Origin of the sequence: Spiroplasma endosymbiont of Agriotes lineatus (assembly GCF_964019485.1) — a bacterium.
In the GTDB taxonomy this organism is placed as follows: Bacteria; Bacillota_I; Bacilli_A; order Mycoplasmatales; family Nriv7; genus Nriv7.
The window spans coordinates 1,150,098-1,166,332 of the sequence record NZ_OZ026448.1; the positions used below are offsets into that span (position 1 = coordinate 1,150,098).

At 25.8% G+C, this 16,235-nt stretch carries 12 protein-coding genes and 2 pseudogenes; 7 read left to right on the top strand and 7 right to left on the bottom strand.

The features are described from left to right. Positions 1–204: 204 nt before the first annotated feature. A complete protein-coding gene (locus AACK93_RS07400) occupies positions 205–918 on the bottom strand; it encodes a hypothetical protein (protein ID WP_339024390.1) in 714 nt (237 codons plus the stop codon). Positions 919–1,160: 242 nt separating this feature from the next. Between AACK93_RS07400 and AACK93_RS07405 the strand changes: the two genes are divergently transcribed. Together AACK93_RS07405 and AACK93_RS07410 are read left to right on the top strand one after the other, a co-directional pair. Continuing rightward, the gene (locus AACK93_RS07405; protein WP_339024391.1) at positions 1,161–1,754 is read left to right on the top strand and encodes a UPF0236 family transposase-like protein; all 594 of its coding nucleotides are present in this window, start codon (positions 1,161–1,163) and stop codon (positions 1,752–1,754) included. Between the two features lie 80 nt (positions 1,755–1,834). Beyond that, positions 1,835–2,080 (top strand): hypothetical protein, encoded by a 246-nt coding sequence (locus tag AACK93_RS07410; protein ID WP_339024392.1) that lies wholly within the window; start codon positions 1,835–1,837, stop codon positions 2,078–2,080. Positions 2,081–2,386: 306 nt separating this feature from the next. On the opposite strand, the gene AACK93_RS07415 is transcribed toward AACK93_RS07410, so the two are convergent. Next, positions 2,387–3,504 (bottom strand): IS3 family transposase gene (locus AACK93_RS07415; RefSeq protein WP_339024393.1). Its coding sequence is split into 2 segments (ribosomal slippage): positions 2,387–3,261 and positions 3,261–3,504, totalling 1,119 coding nucleotides; the frame shifts between segments, so codons are not numbered across the junction. A gap of 81 nt (positions 3,505–3,585) precedes the next feature. Here AACK93_RS07415 and AACK93_RS07420 point away from each other — a divergent pair. The 3 genes from AACK93_RS07420 to AACK93_RS07430 all read left to right on the top strand — a co-directional run bounded on the left by AACK93_RS07420 (position 3,586) and on the right by AACK93_RS07430 (position 7,101). Continuing rightward, positions 3,586–3,768 (top strand): hypothetical protein, encoded by a 183-nt coding sequence (locus AACK93_RS07420; protein ID WP_339024395.1) that lies wholly within the window; start codon positions 3,586–3,588, stop codon positions 3,766–3,768. Positions 3,769–4,466: 698 nt separating this feature from the next. Further along, positions 4,467–6,161, top strand: coding sequence for a phospho-sugar mutase (locus AACK93_RS07425; protein ID WP_339024396.1), 1,695 nt, complete (start codon positions 4,467–4,469; stop codon positions 6,159–6,161). Then, the gene (locus AACK93_RS07430; RefSeq protein ID WP_339024397.1) at positions 6,154–7,101 is read left to right on the top strand and encodes a 3'-5' exoribonuclease YhaM family protein; all 948 of its coding nucleotides are present in this window, start codon (positions 6,154–6,156) and stop codon (positions 7,099–7,101) included. The genes AACK93_RS07425 and AACK93_RS07430 overlap by 8 nt, the downstream gene beginning before the upstream one ends. A 37-nt stretch (positions 7,102–7,138) precedes the next feature. On the opposite strand, the gene AACK93_RS07435 is transcribed toward AACK93_RS07430, so the two are convergent. From AACK93_RS07435 to AACK93_RS07445, 3 genes are read right to left on the bottom strand one after another with little or no spacing between them, the layout of a single operon-like run. Continuing rightward, entirely contained in the window at positions 7,139–7,561 is a 423-nt protein-coding gene (locus AACK93_RS07435; protein WP_339024398.1) for an HIT family protein, read from the bottom strand. Between the two features lie 24 nt (positions 7,562–7,585). Further along, entirely contained in the window at positions 7,586–9,073 is a 1,488-nt protein-coding gene (locus AACK93_RS07440; RefSeq protein ID WP_339024399.1) for a hypothetical protein, read from the bottom strand. A gap of 1 nt (position 9,074) precedes the next feature. Continuing rightward, a complete protein-coding gene (locus tag AACK93_RS07445) occupies positions 9,075–11,078 on the bottom strand; it encodes a hypothetical protein (protein WP_339024400.1) in 2,004 nt (667 codons plus the stop codon). A 476-nt stretch (positions 11,079–11,554) separates the two neighbouring features. On the opposite strand from AACK93_RS07445, the gene AACK93_RS07450 reads away from it, so the two are divergent. Together AACK93_RS07450 and AACK93_RS07455 are read left to right on the top strand one after the other, a co-directional pair. Next, on the top strand, positions 11,555–11,920 hold the full coding sequence (locus AACK93_RS07450; RefSeq protein ID WP_339024401.1) for a hypothetical protein: 366 nt from the start codon (positions 11,555–11,557) through the stop codon (positions 11,918–11,920). A gap of 93 nt (positions 11,921–12,013) precedes the next feature. Beyond that, the gene (locus tag AACK93_RS07455) at positions 12,014–14,140 is read left to right on the top strand and encodes a hypothetical protein (RefSeq protein ID WP_339024402.1); all 2,127 of its coding nucleotides are present in this window, start codon (positions 12,014–12,016) and stop codon (positions 14,138–14,140) included. Between the two features lie 130 nt (positions 14,141–14,270). On the opposite strand, the pseudogene AACK93_RS07460 reads toward AACK93_RS07455, so the two are convergent. Both AACK93_RS07460 and AACK93_RS07465 read right to left on the bottom strand, forming a co-directional pair. After that, positions 14,271–14,758: pseudogene (locus tag AACK93_RS07460) on the bottom strand (IS3 family transposase); the annotation flags it as partial. A 159-nt stretch (positions 14,759–14,917) separates the two neighbouring features. Next, positions 14,918–16,152 (bottom strand): annotated as a pseudogene (locus AACK93_RS07465) (IS256 family transposase). Between the last annotated feature and the right edge of the window lie 83 nt (positions 16,153–16,235).

Here is a 16,235-nt window from a genome sequence, read left to right on the forward strand (position 1 = left end):
TAAATTTCATCCCTTAACTATATTTTTTGAGTTATTTATGTTTAATCCTGTTGTAATTTGAAATAAATATTTTGCCTTAGTTTCATAACCACATGATGGTATTTTAATTTTTTGTATATTTGAAGAGATATTAGGAAAATTAATTGGTTCAAAACAAACACTTTTTTTGTCAAATGATTTTAACGAATCTGAAGTGTTGGTTATTTAAATCTCAGAAAACATTAAGTTATCAATATTAATATCTTTTATTTCCTTAAATTTTAAATTAGGGTTTTCATCACGAAATTTAAAAAATAATGCTTTTTTAATTAATTCATTTAAATTAATAATTTTATTTTGTTGATTATCAATTGAATAATGTATTTTTATATTATTATTTAAATTATCTTTTATCTTTACTATAGCCGAATTGTTTGTTTTGTTAATAATTTCTAGTTGTGATATATCTAAATCAGGATTTAAATAATTTAATTCATTTAAAATTGCATTATCAGAATTATCATTAATTTGTCCTAAATTTGTATTTAAATAGTATTCACTATATTCATAAACATTATTATCATGTGAACCAAAATATATTTTGTTGTTTAAAACCACACCATTAGAATCAACTCCGCCATTTAATCGAGAAACAATTTTTTGTTGTTCTGTTACTGGATCATATTCATAAACATTATGATCTCATGAACCAAAATACATTTTATTATTTAATATTACTCCAGAAGATAAAATTGTTCCCTTTGTTGTAATGACAATTTTTGTTCTATTTATTTTATTATTTTGGTTATTACTCCGTTTTTGTCTTTTATTATTAATATTTTCTAATTTTTCTTTTTTATAAGGACTATTAGCAACGATTCCCGCCATTCCACCACTTGCTATTGTTATTGTACTTAATAAACCAAGTAACTTTTTCATATTAATCAAATCCTTTTCATTAATTTTTACTAATTAATAAAATTTACCAAACAATTAACATCCTTTCTTAAATTTGTACATTCTAATTAATACAAATTGATTATAACTTATTAAAATAAGAATTTTTATCATTTTTTCAGGTTATTAAATACTAATTCTAAAAAAAATTATCATTAAAATAGAAAAATAAACTAATGAAATTTAACTTTATTAAAATTAATACCAAGAAAGGTGGTTTTTCTATGTTAGAAATTAATAATAATTTAAAAACCCCAGAAAATAAGCATTGATTTAGTTTATTCACAACCCATAAAAATATGTACACCAACAAATGTGAACAATTAGCTAACGAATATGAGAAATTAGATAAATACTTATATAAATATCATTATCGCTTAAAACAAGGTTATAAAGTAGTTCATTTTGCATCAAGAACAATTATTACAATTTTTGGTGATGTTACTTTTAAACAACGCCGATATAAATATTGAAATCAAAAATCAGGTAAATTTGAATATGTATGTTTACTAGATAAAGAAATTGGTTTATTGTCCAAACAAAGCATTTATTTTGATGTTCAATTTAAAGTTTTAAGTCTTTTGGGTGATGGTAAACGCGATCGCGATGTTTTAGATGCTCTAAATCATTGTTATATTTCAAAAGGTAGTATTTCAAATATTTTAAATAAATACGATATTGCTGAATATTTTCAACTAGCAGAAAAAGAAACTAAAACTAGAATTGATGTCAAAAATAAGGATTTATACATTCAACTAGATGAGGCATTTTTAGCGATATTAGACCATAAAGTTAAACAAGACCAAAGAATCGTTTAGTTACTTTTCATGCCGGACATAAAGAAAAAAAATACAAAAATGCTCGCAGAGAATTAGAAAACAAACGAGGTCATTTTCTAATGTTAAAAGTTGGTAAACGAATAAATACGATGGATTATCGTGATTTATTGATTAAAGAATTGCAAAAACATTATGTAAATATTAATTATGACAAAATAATTGTTTGTGGTGATGGTGATGCTTGAATTAGAGAAATTGCCAATAGTTTTGGTAATGTTAGATATATTTTAGATGGTTATCGCGCTATTAAAAAATTACAGCAAACGGCATTAATATTATTTTTGAAAATCGCAAAGCAACACTAAATAATTGAATTGAATTATATAAGGATGGAAATCATCAAGAATTAATCAAAACCATTCGTAATGATGCTAAAAATGAATTAAATAAAGATATTAAAACAAATTTAAGAAAGGCGAGTAATTATTTCAGTAATAATAAGCAAGGTATTGGTATTCATCATCAAAATTTAGAATGAAATATTGGTTGTAGCATTGAAAGTGATGTGTCACATTTGGTAAAACAACAATTAGGATGTGGGGCGAGAATATATAATCATAAGAATTTAAATAACTTATTACATGGATTGGCAACCCTTTTTAGGACAATTTTTATATAGACATTTGTTTTCTAAAAGTAACTGGAGATAAATAATTTAAACCGCCATGTATTCTAATTCTAAGATTATTGTATCAATTAATGCAATCAAATAATTCAAGTTCTAATTGTGCAAGATCATTGAATTTTCTACCATTAATAAATTCTGTTTTAAAAACTTTATAAGTTGCTTCAGCAACTGCATTATCATATGGACAACCCTTCGCACTCAATGATCTTTGAATTTTAAATGTAGATAATAATTGATCAATTATATTATTTTTAAACTCATTACCTCGGTCGGTATGAAATATTTCAATTTTTGATAATGGTCTAGTAATTCGCATAATAGCTTGATAAACCAACTCCGTATTTTTATTTGGTCCGGAACTATAACCAACAATCTCGCGATTATACAAATCAATTAGGAGACATACATAAAATCATTTAAAACCCACTTTTATATAAGTTAAGTCACTAACGATAATTTCATTTATTTTTCTATTATTAAAGTCTCGGTTTACAATGTTATTTACTGGATCATTATTTACTTGAATATTTTTGCATTTAAGTCTTGTTTTTGTGTACTTTGATATCAAATTATTGTTTTTCATAATGTTTCTAATTTTGTGTCTAGATAGGTTAATACTTTTATGAGCTAATACTACTTTGATTTTTCGGGCTCCATAGACTTGGCGGCTTTCGTTAAATGCACTGATAATTTCTTGATTATAATTATTCGCTATTTTCCTTGTGTATTTATTAATTTGATAATAGTAATTGGATTTTGAAATATTTAATAATTTACACATTTTTCTTATCGAATATTTTTTCTTATTGCTATTAATTATTGTTATTTTTTGGCCATTATCAGTGCGGCTTGCTTTAAAATGTCATTTTCCATTTTTAAGTCTTTAAGTTCTTTTCGTAAAGTTATTATTTCATTTTCTTCTAGTGTGCGATTGTCTTTTGCTTTAAATGAACCAGAATTATTATAATTTTTAACTCAACTATAAATAGTTGGTTTTGGTAAATTATATTCTTTCCCTAAATTAATGACACTTTTGCCATTTTTGTATAGCATGACAATTTGTTTTTTAAATTCTTCAGAGTATGAGGTTTTATTTCCCATTTTTATATTCCTTCTTTCTTAATAATTTCGAAGTCTATATAATTATGGTCCAACTTATTGTAGCCTATCCAACATTTAAGAATGGCAAATTTAAACAAATTAAATGTATTACATTATATTAATGAAAACATTAATTCAGAAATAGAAATCAGAAAAGAAATATATAAAAATTCATTATGAAATAAATATAATAATAAAAATGATGATAGTTGAATCAGCAAAGGCAACATTGTATATACAAATAAATATATTACATTTAAGTAAGTAAAAATATTAGTTAAAATTTAATAAAATTAATAATTTTTTATTGTGTAAAAATTCAATAATATGATAAAATGAAAAAGAATAAAAATGACAATAACAAGAAGGGTATGGTTAGTTTAGTAATTAAATAATATAATTAGCTGATTGTTTTACTTCTTCAAAGCAATACCTAAGAAAACTAAACGCGACCGTGCAATTTCACATTTAATGATAAAATTTGAGGACAGAGCAGAGTGAATTTAAGTTAATTACTTAGAGACACAGTTAATTGTACAGTCCCATAAATTTCAATATACAAATTAAGTATATATTTCTTATGTATGATTTTTGTTGTAAAAACTTATTTTAATGTTGTTTTATAAGCGTTTTCCTTAGTTTTTATAACCTTTTATTGAGATTTTGTTTGTTGATATTAAATATTTTGTTTTATTACTTATTTTTTAAATAAAATGATAATTAAATTATCGTTGTTTTTCATTAAAAATTATTTAAACCTTTTCCTATCTAACAAAACTTTATGCGTTCTAACAAAAGGGCAGAGTTAGTTTAGTAATTAAATAATGTAATTAGCTGATTGTTTTACTTCTTCAAAGCAATACCTAAGAAAACTAAAAGCGACCATTTATAAATTAAAAATAAGATATTGCTTTAATTTATAGTAAAATTAATAGAGATTAACAATTTAATAGGAGGAAAATATGGCGTATCAAAAAGAATACCAAAAATGATTAAATAATAATGATTTAGAACCACAATTAAGAGAACAATTAATTGCAATGAATAAAAAAGAAATTATTGATGCTTTTAGTAATTCATTAAGTTTTGGCACAGCAGGAATTCGCGGGGTTATTGGTCCTGGCATTGCAAGAATGAATATTTATAATATTAGGAAAGCAACAATTGCTTTTATTCAATATTTACAAAAAAATTATAAAATGGATGAATTACAAAAAGGAATTGTTATTGCTCATGATAATCGTCATTATTCATTAGAATTTAGTCAAGAAGTAGCTAACATTTTTACTAGTTATAGCATCCCGGTATACTTATTTACTAATAATGATTTACGACCAACACCATTATTATCATATAGTGTGAGAAAATTAAATGCTTTAGCTGGAGTCGTAATTACTGCTAGTCATAATCCGCCAGAATATAATGGCTTTAAAATTTATGATAAAAATGGTTGTCAATTTTTACCAGTTGTTACTGATGAAGTTAGTGATACTATGGAAAATATTGCTATTGAGGATGTTTTTAAACCACTAAAACCAATTCAAAAACAATTAATAAAAACTGTTCCAATTATTGTTGAAGAAGAATATATTAAAGATGTTAAAGCATTACAATTTTATCCTCATGAACAAAAGAATATTAAAATAGTTTTTTCTAATCAACACGGTACTAGTCGTGATTGAGTAATGAATATTTTACAAAGCAGTAATTATGAAGTAATTCCTGTTAAAGAACAATGAGATTTTGATCCTAATTTTAGTAATACATCATCACCTAATCCTGAAGTTGCTGAATCTTTTGCATTAGCTATTAAATATGCTAAAAAAAATAATGCTAACTTAATTATTATTAATGACCCTGATAGTGATAGAATTGGTATTGCAGTTTTACATCATAACGAGTATTTTTTATTAAATGGTAATGAAACAGCACTAATTTTGTTGGAATACTTATTAAGTCATTATCAACAGCAAAAAATTATGCCATCTAATCCAGTAATGTATAATACTTTTGTTACTGGTCATTTAAGTGATTTGGTAGCAAAATCTTATGGTTGTAAAGTTATTAAAACATTAACTGGTTTTAAATGAATTGGTAATGAAATGGCAAAAGAAAAGACACGGAATATAAATTTTGTTTTTGGTTTTGAAGAAGCATATGGTTATGTTGTTAAAGATTTAACTCGTGATAAAGATGGTATTGCCGCAGCAATGGTTGTTGCTGAGGCTTGTAATTACTATCTCCAACAAAATAAGTCATTAGTAGATGTTTTAGAAGATATTTATCAAAAATATGGGTATTTTTACTTTAATACGGTTAATGTTGTTTTAAAAGGTACTAGTGGTCAAAAAGCGATTAAAACCATTTTGGCAAAGTTAAGAAAAGATTCAATTGTTAGTTTAAATAATATTAAATTAGAAAAAAAAGAAGATTATTTACAAGGTTTATATAATATGCCACCCCAAGATTTATTAAAATTTTATTTTAGTGATGGTTCTTGAGTGGCGATAAGAGCTAGTGGTACTGAACCAAAAATTAAATTTTATTTTGTTTGTGTTGATAAATCAGTAAAAGCAGCAAAAATAAAAATGGAATTAATGTTTTCTGATTTAGAAAAAAATTATTTACATTTAAAGAAAGGGAAATTAGATGATTAAAGATTTAAAAGCAAATAGTAATGTTCTTGATAAATTCTTAGTTGAAAAAGTTAATCAAGGAACAGCAAGTAATGGAGCAACGTATTTAACAGTAACTTTAAAAGATAAAACAGGACTTATTGAAGCGCGCTTATGAAATTCACAACGCGAGGATACAATTAAATTACAAGCAGGAGTAATTGTTGAAATTAATGGTTTAGTTTCAAAATATCAAAGAAGTTTACAAGTTAAAATTAATAATTATGAAATTATTCCTTTACAAGAGGCAGATCTTAATTTGTTTGTTAAAAGTGCTCCAGTTAGTGAAAGTTTAATGTGGGAACAAATTAATGAGTTTATTGGAGAGATTAAAAATAATGTTTGAAAACAAATTGTTGAAGAAATTTTAAACAAGCAACAAGCTCGTTTTAAAATTTCTCAAGCGGCGGCTAGACATCACCATAATATTCATTCAGGATTAATGTGACATACACTAACAATGTTACAAACAGCAAAAGCAATTTGTGAAATTTATAATGATCGTAAAATTAATAAAAGTTTATTATATGCGGGAATTATTTTACATGATATGGGAAAAACTAAGGAGTTGCAAGGCGATTTAACAGTTGAATATAGTTTGCAAGGCAAACTAGTAGGTCATATTTCAATTATGGCTGGTGAAATTGCTACCATTGGCGAGAAATTACAATTAGATATGCAACAAGTATTTTTATTACAACATATGGTTTTAGCAAGTCATGGTAAAAATGAATATGGTTCTCCGGTTTTGCCACAAATTATGGAAGCAGAAATTTTGCATCATATTGATAATTTAGATGCGAGAATTTATGCGATTGATAGTGGATTAGAACAAGTTGAAAAGGAATCTTTTTCACAACGCATCGGAGGATTAGAAAATCGTAGTTTTTATCGTCACAATTATTTTGACGATAAAAATTAAATCGTTATTAAAAAATAATTCCTAGATTTGTTAGGAATTATTTTTTAATTAATCTTAAGTTTTTTTGCAATGTTGTTAGTTTTTTACTGTCAACAACAATTTGATTTTTTGGTAATTGTAAACCACTGTAGAAAGAATATTTAGGGATAATATGTAAATGATAATGTTCAATAGTTTGTCCAGCAAGAATACCATTATTAGAAATAAAATTAAATGCTGAAGTATTAAGTTGAATTTCAATTTGTTTAGCTACTTTTTTAGCAGTAATATTAACAAAAGAAATGATGTCATCATTAGTGTTAATAAAATTTGTACTATGAATTTTAGGAACTACTAGGGTATGTCCTTTGTCAACGGGCATAATGTCTAAAAAAGCAATTGTATGTTCATCTTCATAAATTATATAACTAGGAATTTGGTGCAAAATTATTTTGCAAAATAAACAAGATTGTTCATTCATTTAATAGTTCTCTTTTTTAGTAAATTAATCATCTTCTTCATCTTGGAAGTAAGTAGATAAATTTTCTCATATCTTTTTATCATAAATATTTTTCTTAGTTACAATGTATTTTGTATATAAATATTGAGCGGCATTCTTTTTTAAATTATCATCTTTGGAAATTGTAAATAATAATTCATTAATTAATGATGCTTTTTTATTATTGGGAAGAGTTTGCATTGCGGTATTATTGCGTTTGTTATTTTTTTTAGTTCCATTTTTATTAATATTATTTTTTCACTCAAATTCTATATCTTTATCAATTTGGATTTCCTTATCATTATCAATTTTATAACCTTTAAATAAATCAGCGACAAAAATTGGGAGGACATAAATTTTAGACACATAACGGCGGTCTTTAGTATAAAATTTATTTATTTCAAAATTATTAGGAGTTTTACTACTAGCAAAACCAACAATTTGTCTATCTTTCACTTGCTTTTTATAAAAATCTTCCATTGTGTTGTCGCCATAAGGATTATTATCATTACCATAAGCAATAAAACCACGGAAGCCGGCCATATTAAATATTGGATCAAAAATTGTTTTTACTTCATTATTATTAGGTTTAAATTTATTTTTGAAATCATTATCTGGAATTAACATAACATCATCGTTAGGTAAATTTGCTTCATTTTCCTTTTTAACTTTTACTTCTCAAACCATTTTTATTTTACTATCTCAAACATCACCTGAATCAAATGTTTGTACACTTTTAGGAACAGTTCAACTTATTGGTAATGAATAATAACTACCGTCTTTTTTTAATTCAAAAATTCGATCTTGTAATCAAGTCATTGTCATTAAATTATCAAGAATAGTAGGTTTAATTTGTGCATTATAGTAATCAGCAAATCGCTCGCGGACTTTAACTTTATAATTTATGGTTTCATTGTTGGCGCTTGTGATTTCGGCTGTCATTAAATCATCAATGCTTGGTTGAATTGTATCAATATAGGCCTCATCTTTTTTTTCATCTCAAGTTCCTAAAATGTGTCATTCGGATGATTGCTGAATGTTGTATCCTTGTTTATTAACTGTTGCTTCTAAGAAACTATTATTTAATCTTGCTTTTAAGTATTCTTGATACAATTTATCACCTGCTATTTGGTTTCAAAGGTTATCAAATTCTTGCAAATAATCGGTAATTTTTGTCTCAGATAAGTTTTCAATTTTTTTGCCTCGTATTTTCGCATATATCGTAACAAACTCATTACGAGCAATAATCTCTTTAATAGCATTAAAACCATAATCACTAATCTTACCTTTAAATTTATCAAATAATGCTTTTCCAGTAATATTATTTTTATCAGTTATTTCTGATAATTTAATAAATTGTTCTTCTTGAGTTTTTTCAGATATATTAGTATCAATGCGGTCTTTAGATTTATTACAAGCAATAACAGTTAGAATAGGAGATAATGATATTAAAATTGTACTCGTGAAACTGACTAATTTCTTTAGTATTTTCATCTTAATGTTTATTCTTTTCTAAAGATAATCAATAATTATCAATTTCTATTGATGTATAAAGGTTCCCTGTTAAAGAATGGATGTTTTTAGGTTTAATAGAAGTTGGGGGGGTAATCCCTTTAATAATTCATAAGTTATCTTTATTATTCATAAAGTTATCATTAATAACTTTATTAACATCAATTAATGCTCCAATAGTTTGATTTTTATTGGAAGGAATCTTATTAATGGCATCATTTTCATCATTTAGATTTTTACTTAAAATATTAATTTTAGTTCCTAAAAGTGAAGAACGAGAAGTTTTAAATATTTTACCTAAAATAGCACTTCATTTATCTTGATCAAATTCAATATATTCTTTATATCATTCGTTATTTGGTTTGTCATCACTATCTCGTTCTAATCACGCCATAATATCTCAAAATCAAAATCATCAGTTTTCATTATTATCAATATTATTTTGGGAAAAATCAGTATAAGTTTTAATTTCATTCAAAGGATTAAAACCAGAACTTTCACTTTGAGGATTATCATCAATGCGTTTTTTAAATTCATCAAATAAATATTGTAAATAGGGAGTTTTAGCAAGACGCATATTTACAGGTGAAGTTATTGCCGGATATTTGCCGTCACTTTCTTGATTTTCACCAATATCACCATCAGCATTATAACCGTCTCGTAAGTGGTCATAACCATTAATTTTAATAAAACGCACTTCATTCGTATCAGCGATAAAAACAACTTTATCATTACCAATTTTAATTTTTTTAAAAATAATAGTTTGGTTACTATCTTTTCGTTCATCATCTAAATCTTTTAAAAGGGCATTAAAGTCAGTTGGAATACTTCCGTTTTCAGTACCATCGTATGCTAAATCGTAAGCCGCTGCTTTAAACATTGGACTAAATTTATCATTAGAACTATCTAAAGTTAATAAATTAGGTAATTGACCAAAGGATGTTTTATTATCATCGCTATATAAATCAGCCAATTGTTCAAAAGATTTACTTTTAGCATCATTTAAAAAATCATTAATATTTTTTAAATTCTTATTTTCATTAAAATCTTTTGTTTCAATACCGTCTTTTAAACCATTTTTGTCTTTACCATCATATTTAAAATTAATTTGAGAAACTAATAATGGTTTTAAGTTAAAATATCATTGTTCAGCAATAAATTTTTGCTCTTTACTTAATTTATTTGATTGTTGAGAATCGGGGTTCATCATTACTTTATTGTACTCATTAAATTTAATAAGATTTCTTGGTTTGATAGAAAAATTATTGAAAAGATTTTCAATTTTTTCTTTTAATTCATTATTATCATTAAGTTCATATGCTTTTCTTAATGCTCGGTTTCGAGTTTCTGTTTCTGTTTTACTGCCATATCATGAATTAATCTTAAAATTATCACCACCGCTGTTGATTTTTTTTATTAAATCATTGGCAATTCTTTTAATTTGCTCGATACTATAACGATCATAATCAATTTGAAAGTCATTAATAAATTTTTTTCGAAAAGTTTCATAAACATTATTGAGAGTAGAATTATCTAACAATAAGTGATCTTTAAATCCTTCTTCACCGCCCCATCTTTTATATTCTTTAGCTTCTTCTTTGGTTTTATTATTTCCTCATTGTTTATGCAAAATTCCTTCAATATAATTACTTAAATTGGTCATCATATTATCGTAACTTTTTTTAAATATCGGATCATTTTTTTTGGTTTTAAGAACAGATAATTGTAAGCGTTTAGTAAACTCAACAAATTGTTCTTTTTTAATTTCATTATTATTAATGAAATTATTGAAAAGTTGATCAATTGAAATTCGATCTAACTTTCCTGAAAAATCACTTAATTTTTTAAATTTTAATGTTGGAAGGTCAAGAAGTGCTTGCGAACCATCATCACCAATAAATTCTCATTTATTGGAGCAAGCTGCTGATGTTAATATTGGACTTATTGATAACACTAAAGCAAATGGTAAAACTATCTTTTTCTTCATTAATCTCAATCACTCCTTAAATATTAGTTTTCATAAAATATTTAATTTTACAATACATATTATACACTATATAGTAAAAATGTAATTTCTAAAATACGGGTAGAGTCGTGTTTAGTTTTCTTATATAATATACCACGGACTTATGACAAACACAAGAGGGTTTTTTAAAAAGGGATGATAAATCATAAAATAATTTTAATTTTATAGAAAATAATTGACAAGGTAAAAAACCCTTATTAAATATAGGGATTTGTAAAAACACGATTTTACTAAAAACCCAGCAAAATCAAGGTTTTATTGAAATATCAAGAGTTTTCTACAAAATTAAAATAAAATAATGCAGGAAATTTTTAAAAATGATTTAGAATGAAATTCTAAGGCAAAGAAACTGTAGATTAATTTTTGGAGAAAGGTAAAGGTAAAGGTGTTATAAATTTTATTAATTAGTAAAAATTAATGAAAAGGATTTGATTAATATGAAAAAGTTACTTGGTTTATTAAGTACTATAACAATAGCAAGTAGCGGAATAGTTGGAATCGTTGCCAATAGCCATTATGAAAAACAAGAACAAAAAACTAAATTAGAAAATAATAAAATTAATAATTTACAAATAAAATATAATTTAGAAAATTTAATCAGAGCCAAAAGAAATTTAAATTCTAAAGAAGAAATTATAAGAATTACTAATTCTGATTGACATATTTCATCATTAGCTGTTGATAGTCAAAATAATGTTTATTTTGGAACTAGATTGGCAACCCATTGATATATATGTATATATATATATAATTGATTTATTCATTGGAAAGGAGTACTAATAAGATGTTTTAAAAATTATTAATATCTTAGATAATTTTTATATTAACAAGTTATAATATGGTTGTTAGTTCAGAGATGACTAAAAGACAAGAATGAAAGGAAGGTTTAATCATAGATGATAAAATCAAATAAAAATATGTTAAGAATGCTAGTTGCGTTAGCATTTACAATGTCACCAGTTTTTGCTGTTGCTGCCTGTAATGTTAGTACTAAAGATGACCAAACAAAAATAAAAACAGGAAACTTAAGTAAATTAAGAATTACATCCCCTAAAACTGAAGCTTTTGGTAATGTTAAAGACAAAACTGCTGTAACAACAGACGAAATTACTACTGTTGTGAATACAATTGTTAAAACTGCCATTGATCAAATTGTTACTAATGCTGAATTAACTGTTGATTATAGTATTAAAATTGAAAAAAATGATAAAATAATTACTGGTACTTATAATTTGACAAGCAAAAATGTTCTTGATAGAACTTTTGATATTACAGTTAATAAAACTGAAACTGCAAAATTAAAAGGAATACATAAATCACAAAGTATTGAGTTTCCGGAATTAAAAGAAGCAAAAGAAAATGTTACCAAAGCGGATTTAATCACCTTAACAAATATTGATTCTGCAATAACTGTTGAAGCCACTGAAAATACCGATACAAGTGATGCTAAAATTAAAACTGCTGTTGAAGCAAAAGTTTTAGAAGTAGTTAAAAAATTACCGAATGGAACTGCTGTTGAAGCCGTTGATTTAGAAATTATTGTGAAAAAAACAGATGGAAATGAATTAGATGCTAAAACTAGTTTAAAAAATGATCTTACTGTAAGTGTAGAAGTTAAAGCAAGTGGTGCTGGTGAAGAAAAACTTGAAGGCACAAAAAATATTACTGTAAAAATTGCTAAAATTACACCAGTAGTGGTAAAAGCAGATTTAACTGCGTTAGAAGCAATTGATTCTGCAATAACTGTTGAAGCCACTGAAAATACCGATACAAGTGATGCTAAAATTAAAACTGCTGTTGAAGCAAAAGTTTTAGAAGTAGTTAAAAAATTACCGAATGGAACTGCTGTTGAAGCCGTTGATTTAGAAATTATTGTGAAAAAAACAGATGGAAATGAATTAGATGCTAAAACTAGTTTAAAAAATGATCTTACTGTAAGTGTAGAAGTTAAAGCAAGTGGTGCTGGTGAAGAAAAACTTGAAGGCACAAAAAATATTACTGTAAAAATTGCTAAAATTACACCAGTAGTGGTAAAAGCAGATTTAACTGCGTTAGAAGCAATTGATTCTGCAATAACTGTTGAAGCCACTGAAAATACCGATACAAGTGATGCTAAAATTAAAACTGCTGTTGAAGCAAAAGTTTTAGAAGTAGTTAAAAAATTACCGAATGGAACTGCTGTTGAAGCCGTTGATTTAGAAATTATTGTGAAAAAAACAGATGGAAATGAATTAGATGCTAAAACTAGTTTAAAAAATGATCTTACTGTAAGTGTAGAAGTTAAAGCAAGTGGTGCTGGTGAAGAAAAACTTGAAGGCACAAAAAATATTACTGTAAAAATTGCTAAAATTACACCAGTAGTGGTAAAAGCAGATTTAACTGCGTTAGAAGCAATTGATTCTGCAATAACTGTTGAAGCCACTGAAAATACCGATACAAGTGATGCTAAAATTAAAACTGCTGTTGAAGCAAAAGTTTTAGAAGTAGTTAAAAAATTACCGAATGGAACTGCTGTTGAAGCCGTTGATTTAGAAATTATTGTGAAAAAAACAGATGGAAATGAATTAGATGCTAAAACTAGTTTAAAAAATGATCTTACTGTAAGTGTAGAAGTTAAAGCAAGTGGTGCTGGTGAAGAAAAACTTGAAGGCACAAAAAATATTACTGTAAAAATTGCTAAAATTACACCAGTAGTGGTAAAAGCAGATTTAACTGCGTTAGAAGCAATTGATTCTGCAATAACTGTTGAAGCCACTGAAAATACCGATACAAGTGATGCTAAAATTAAAACTGCTGTTGAAGCAAAAATTTTAGAAGTAGTTAAAAAATTACCGAATGGAACTGCTGTTGAAGCCGTTGATTTAGAAATTATTGTGAAAAAAACAGATGGAAATGAATTAGATGCTAAAACTAGTTTAAAAAATGATCTTACTGTAAGTGTAGAAGTTAAAGCAAGTGGTGCTGGTGAAGAAAAACTTGAAGGCACAAAAAATATTACTGTAAAAATTGCTCAATTAATTTAATTTATTAAATAAAATTAATGTGGATATAAAATTTAAGTAGGGAAAGAACATCATGTTCTTTCTTTTTATTTTGTAAATATTTTATAGAAAAATGGACGCACTGGAATGGCAACCCTTTTTAGGACACTTTTTATGTAGATTGTCATTTTCTAAATTCAACGGGTGTTAAATAATTTAAGTTGCCGTGAATTCGAATATTGTTGTATCAATTAACAAAATCAAATAGTTTGCATTTTAATTGTGTTAAATTTTCAAATTTTTTATCCTTAATAAATTCTGTTTTAAAAGTTTTATAATTTGTTTTGGCCACAGCATTATCATAAGGACAACCTTTATTGTTTAATGATCTTTTAATATTAAAGGTTATTAAAATTTCATCAATGATTTTATTTTTGAACTCATTACCGTGATCGGCATGAAATAAAATTATTTGCTTTAATGGTCGTGTTATCTTATGAAAAGCTTGTTGAACTAGTTCGGCGGTTTTGTTTAGCCCGGCATTATATTATAGCCAATTGCTTCGCGATTAAACAAGTCAATTAATAAACAAATATAGCGTCATTTCTCACCAATTTGGACATATATTAAATCACTAACAACAACTTCATAGATTTTTTGTCATTAAATTAACGATTTAAAAAATTACGGTCGTGTTTAGTTTTCTTAGATATTTTTAGAAAAAGAAAAAATAATCATTTACTATAAATTATTTCAATATTCAAATTAAGAGTATAAGTAAATATAGAGATTGTAAAATTAACTTGTGTCTCTAAGTAATTAACTTAAATTCACTTTGTCCTCAAATTTTATCATTAAATGTGAAATTGCACTACCCCAATTTTGAATTGGCATCGTTCATTTCTTAACCATATTTTGAAATGCTAAATAAAATATTTTAAAAACTGATGCGTCATTAGGAAAAATCTTTTTATTTTTAACGACTTTTCTTGGTTGACTATTAACAGACTCTATTGTATTAGTTGTATAAATAATTCTTCTAAATTCTTGAGGATATTCAAGAAAAATTATTAAATTATTTCAATTATTTTTTCATGATTTAATAATTTGTGGATACTTTTTATTTCATTTTTCAGAAAAATGATCTAAATAAAGCAACCAACGATATTTCTTCATTAATTGCTGTATAAATTGATTTTAAATCATTAGCTACAAGTTTGCGATCTTTGTAAGGAACAAATTTTAAACTATTACTAATTTGATGAACAATGCATAATTGGTGCTGTGTTTTTGGAAAAACAGCTTCTATTGCATCAGACATTCCTGTTAAATTACCACTATAAGTAACAAGAATATCTTGTAAGCCACGATTTTTCATTTCCGTAAAAGATTTATTCAGTCAAAATTTGGCTCCCTCATTTTCACTAATTCACATTCCTAAAATATCTTTTAAGCCATTTATATTAATTCCTAAGGCAAGATATACTGCTTTGTTTATTATTCGTTTATCTTGTTTTGTTTTACTTTAACAACACAACAATACAATCAAAATAAACAATCGGATAAATCTTCTCTAAAGGTTTAGTTTGTCACACTTTAACTTCTTCAATAACATCATCAGTTATTTGACTAATTAAACTTTCTGAAATTTCTGTTCCATGATAGAATTCTTGCAATTGTGCTTTGATATCAGAAATTGTCATTCCTTTTGCATATAAGAAAATTACTTTTTGATCAAAGTTATTAAATTTTCTTTGTCTTTTTGGAATAATTACTGGTTCAAAAGTATTGTTTCGATCTCTTGGTACATCAATTACGATTGAACCATTTTTAGTAATAATGGTTTTTTGTGTTCTGCCATTTCTTTTATTATGATTCTCGCCAGTCTCAAGGCGATTTTTAATTTCCGTATTTAACATTCGTTCAATTAATTTTTTGGTAAATTCCTGAAAAATAGTCTTGCCTTTAAATAAATCTTGTGGATTATCAATATTTTCTAAAAAATAATCAGCAACTTTATCAATTTTATCAGGGGGTTTTTGCTTTTTTATAATTTTTTGTTCTACTTCTTCTGAATAGAATTAAGAATGAATTATCGAGACACAGAATTTTGGACAGCCCTTAAGTAAATATATAT